Here is a 2732-nt window from a genome sequence, read left to right as displayed (position 1 = left end):
ATGATGCTTAAAGATTGCAAGGCTCTGATCACCAGATTTAAGCGAGGACAAGTCGTATTCGTACAACTTCTCAAACAGATGCTTAATGTCTTCAGAGAAATCACCATTGGCTTCTGATGCACCATAAACCTTCTTGTAATTCTCGCGCTTTGCTCGTTTCATCTCTTTAAACGCCTCTTCTGAGAGAGAAATCTGAGGCTTACCAAAGCTATTCTGAACAATGTCTGCAACAAAAGCAGAAGTAGCCCATGCGTTATAAGCACCACCAAGACCATCGTCAAATGTTTCTTCTGTAGCAGCACCTGCACGAAGCGCATCCTGTCTGTCTTTTCCAACATAGGCAATAATGTCAGAGATGCGCATGACGCAACCTTCAAGCGTCATAGGACGCAGGTGTGCAATAGCCTGAGGACCTCTCTCCCAGCAATCTTCTACCACCTTATCAAACTCATCAAAAGTTGAAAGATCACTCATTTGAAGTATCTGCTGTTCAAACTCGCCGTTGTGGCAAATTACCCCGTCAAGCGTCTGTAAAGAAAGGTTTCTTGCATAGAGGCCGTCAAGCACGCGCACGCTCTGTACGTTGTGGAAAAACCAACGTCCCGTTTGCTCGTGATAAATATCATTGAGGAAATACTCCCCTGCATGACCAAAAGGAGTATGTCCCACGTCATGACCAAGAGCAATTGCCTCGATCAAATCAAGGTTAAGGCCAAGTGCGCGTCCAATATCTTTAGCAACCCTACAAACAAGCTGCTCATGAAGGCCGCGGCGCGTAATGTCATCATGCGCGCGGAACGAGAAGACCTGTGTTTTGCCGTTTAGCCTGTTATACGCAGGAGTATGCATGATTTTCTCGACATCTCGCATGAAAGCCGGACGCAAAAGTGATGCCTGATCATGGGTAGAATCTCGGCGGATGATGTCTTCATTTTTGCACGCGTAAGGGCTTAAGGTGCCCTTAGCTATTTGCTCAGCCACAAGGGCCTGAGTTTCTTCTGAAAGTTGCCCGGTCATATGAGGTGCAAAAGGATTAGTGATGTTCATGTGTATCCTCTCTAGATATTTTTCACCTCTAGTGTAGAAGTTTCACCGGACAAAAACTCGTGCTGAATTTTGAGAGAGCTTCTAGGGAGGCCTGACGTCTAAAAAAGACTGTCCTGAACTGGTTGTTTTAAGGCTTCAAACAGATTCTTTGCCAAAAGTGCTGCACCCTTAGAATTTGGATGCACATCATCGGCAAAATATTTTTTCTCCTGAGGTAACAGTTTTTCTCCAGAAATACACTGCAAACCAAACTTACCGGCAACCTCTTCAATAATTTGAGGAATCTCGACGAAACAAGAATAAGGGTGTGTGGGATACGCATCCTCAAAATAAGGCGTAGGTGTCAGAACCACCACGCGCGTATCTGCATACATCTGAGAAATCTGCCAGAACGAATTTTGAATATCGTACGTTACCTGCGACTTTGAGCATTTTTCGTATCGATAATTTGCTCCTAGTGCAACAATAACTAAAGAAGCATCCTCAATAAACGTATATGAGCCAGGCTGATAAACTTGTCCACCAATTCCCTGGTTAACTACCTCAAGCTTCATGCGTTTAGCAAGACAGTGCGGCCAGGTTTTATCTGGGCGTTCCACAACAAACCCCTGCGCAATAGAATCGCCAAACACCACCAGCTTTTTCTTAGGCTCATCGGGCGAGAAAAACGTGCCGTTGCCACGAACGTTTTTAACGGAAACACTCTGCAAACAGGGCAAGTAAACACACACGTGATGTGTGTCGTTAAAACCTGGAAGTCTAGCAAGGTCATCTTTAGAGGTTTCTGTTTCTAGATGAATAGAAAGTGTCTGTTCACCTGCATCATCCAGTGAGAAGCTCTTGTAAGGTTTACCATCAACTGTCACAAAGACAGAGCTGAGCTTTTTCAGATACGCTGCTTTAAGTAACTGTAAAACAGAAGAGGCTCCCTTGGGAACTTTGTCAATTTTTAAATCAAGCACCACTTCTGAGCTGTCCGTGGTAAAGGCAACTTGAATATCTGAAGTACACGCTACCATCTGTTTAAAAAGACCGGGGTGCCAAGAAGAACAAGAGTCAATAACTCTAAGCTGATTGGGAGAGATACGCAGCGGATGAACCCATCCGTGAACAAGTTTCTCTGACCATGGTGCACCAAGTAAAAACTTGGATGCTGGAGAACTAATGCTCCACTCTCCCACTTCCATAGGCACCTCCAATCACAAGTTAAATTACTATAGTTATATACTACGAGGTTAATAGACAGTATTACAATCTTTAGCAACAAATAAACTGTTCTTGTTGTCCATAGGGAGGCAACAGATATGTTTGGCGAGAAGATATTTAATTTTTCAGAACCGATTTCTACAAAAACATTTCGCACGGTATTACTTATTAGTTTTCTTGTCTATCAGGGCGCGCGACTACTGTGGAAACAGGGACTTATTCCGCCATTACTATTTTTTCTAGTATCAATTCTGCTCGAGATTATTAATTGCTATCTCGTTTTTAGAAGCGAAAATAAAAAATGGGTAAAGATTTCACTTTTAGTTTTTCTTGCCTTTGCTCTCGTATTTGAGATTAGCCATGTTATTTATTTTCTTTAACCGGTGAATAAAACCCTCTTCTGTGAACTGCCTCCCATTTCTTGGACACGAGAAATAGGAGGCAGTTCAAAACACACCTAAGTCGGATAATCTGTTAAA

Annotated in this window: 2 protein-coding genes; both read right to left on the bottom strand. The window is 43.0% G+C overall.

All coding sequences use genetic code 11. The annotated features are described in order from the left end of the window. A partial coding sequence (locus RWJ43_RS06595; RefSeq protein ID WP_314009130.1) for an HD domain-containing protein occupies positions 1-1047 on the bottom strand: 1047 nt, incomplete at its 3' end. 98 nt (positions 1048-1145) lie between these two features. After that, entirely contained in the window at positions 1146-2234 is a 1089-nt protein-coding gene (locus tag RWJ43_RS06590) for an SGNH/GDSL hydrolase family protein (RefSeq protein ID WP_314009128.1), read from the bottom strand. Positions 2235-2732 lie beyond the last annotated feature (498 nt).

Origin of the sequence: Lancefieldella parvula, from assembly GCF_963530955.1 — a bacterium.
Taxonomy (GTDB): Bacteria; Actinomycetota; Coriobacteriia; order Coriobacteriales; family Atopobiaceae; genus Lancefieldella; species Lancefieldella parvula_A.
The sequence above is the reverse complement of the archived record's forward strand: the minus strand, read 5'-3'. Positions and strand labels throughout refer to the sequence as shown.